This window comes from Nostocoides australiense Ben110 (assembly GCF_001050535.1).
Classification (GTDB): domain Bacteria; phylum Actinomycetota; class Actinomycetes; order Actinomycetales; family Dermatophilaceae; genus Nostocoides_A; species Nostocoides_A australiense.
This window is the reverse complement of the sequence record NZ_HG764815.1, coordinates 3,605,998-3,607,488: the sequence shown is the minus strand read 5'-3', so window position 1 is coordinate 3,607,488 and position 1,491 is coordinate 3,605,998. Positions and strand designations below refer to the sequence as shown.

Here is a 1,491-nt window from a genome sequence, read left to right as displayed (position 1 = left end):
CCGACCCCGGCGCCGCCGCCGCCGTGGCCGAGGCCTGGCGGGGCCGGCTCGCCGGGCGCGCTGTCGTGCTCACGCGCGAGCAGGCGATCGACGAGGGCTGGTTCGGTCCTGTGGCGCGCCGCAATGCCGGGCGGATCGGTGACCTCGTGGTGGCCATGGGACCGCGCGGGGCGATCGAGGACTCCCGCACCTCCAAGCCGATCCTGTTGCAGCTGTTGGGAATGCACGGCTCGGTCACGCGGGACGAGGTCGCCGTGCCGTTGCTGCACCGGCCCGCCGAGTCGGACTGACACGCGCGATCTCTTAAGCTTCTCCCTCGTGGCCGAACTCGTCTTCTTCTCCGGAACCATGGACTGCGGGAAGTCGACCCTGGCCCTGCAGATGGACCACAACCACCGAGCCCGCGGCCGCCACGGACTGACCTTCACCCGCCTCGACCGCGCCGGCGAAGCCATCCTCTCCTCGCGCCTCGGGCTGGCCACCCCCGCCATCGAGGTCACCCCCGAACTCGACCTCTGGGAGGTCGTCGTCACCCACCTGATGGGCGGCCAGAAGGTCGACTTCGTCATCTGCGACGAGGCCCAGTTCTATGCGCCCGAACAGATCGAGCACCTCGCCCGCGTCGTCGACGAACTCGACATCGACGTCTTCGCCTTCGGTATCACCGCCGACTTCCGCACGCAGCTCTTCCCCGGTTCCCGGCGCCTGATCGAACTGGCCGACCGGGTGCAAGTGCTGCAGGTCGAGGCCATGTGCTGGTGCGGCCGCCGCGCCACCCACAACGCGCGCATCGTCGACGGCGTCATGGTCGTCGAAGGCGAACAGGTCGTCGTCGGCGACACCGACGGCGGCGCCTCCGGCCTCGTCGAATACGAGGTCCTCTGCCGGCGCCACTTCATGCGCCGCATGAACGCCAAGGCCGCCCAGGCCGCCGCCCTCTCCGCCGACGTGCTGCCCCTCGAACTGGACGCCTGCCCCATCCCGCCCTGCTGAACGGGCGTCGAGATGTCGATTCCCGGGCGTCGAGATGTCGATGCCGGGCGTCGCAACTGCGCACCAGCCCGCCGCTACTGGTCGCCACGGGGCCTACCCATTGGTACTGGTTGCGCGCACGACGACTATCGATGGGTAACCCCGTCGGTATGCCGAGGGCCGGCTATTCGCTGTCGGGGGTGCTGCCGCGGCTGGGGCCGAACATGACGTCGTTCCAGTTGGGGACGCCGACGCGGCCCTTGCGCCTGGCCCCTCCTGACTTGGGCGGAGCGGGCTTCGAGGCAGCGGGCTCGGGTTCGGGTTCGGGTTCCGGCTCGGGCTCCGGCTGCGGCTCCGGTTCGGCGGCGACGTCGTTGGGGTGGGTGCCACGGGCGGGCGGTGGGATCTCGTCGCTGTCGGGGAAGTCGACGAGGTCCGGATCGTCCGCGGCCTCGGCGGCGCGTGCTGTGGTGGGCACCGCGGCCACCGATGCCACGGGGCCGGCTGCCGCGGGGCCCG

Annotated in this window: 1 protein-coding gene and 2 pseudogenes; 2 read left to right on the top strand and 1 reads right to left on the bottom strand. The window is 71.2% G+C overall.

The features are described 5' to 3' along the window. Positions 1 to 290 (top strand): annotated as a pseudogene (locus tag BN11_RS24255) (alkaline phosphatase family protein); the annotation flags it as partial. A 28-nt stretch (positions 291 to 318) separates the two neighbouring features. Beyond that, entirely contained in the window at positions 319 to 993 is a 675-nt protein-coding gene (locus tag BN11_RS17640; RefSeq protein ID WP_048699615.1) for a thymidine kinase, read from the top strand. Between the two features lie 163 nt (positions 994 to 1,156). On the opposite strand, the pseudogene BN11_RS17635 reads toward BN11_RS17640, so the two are convergent. Then, a pseudogene (locus BN11_RS17635) lies at positions 1,157 to 1,491 on the bottom strand (hypothetical protein); the annotation flags it as partial.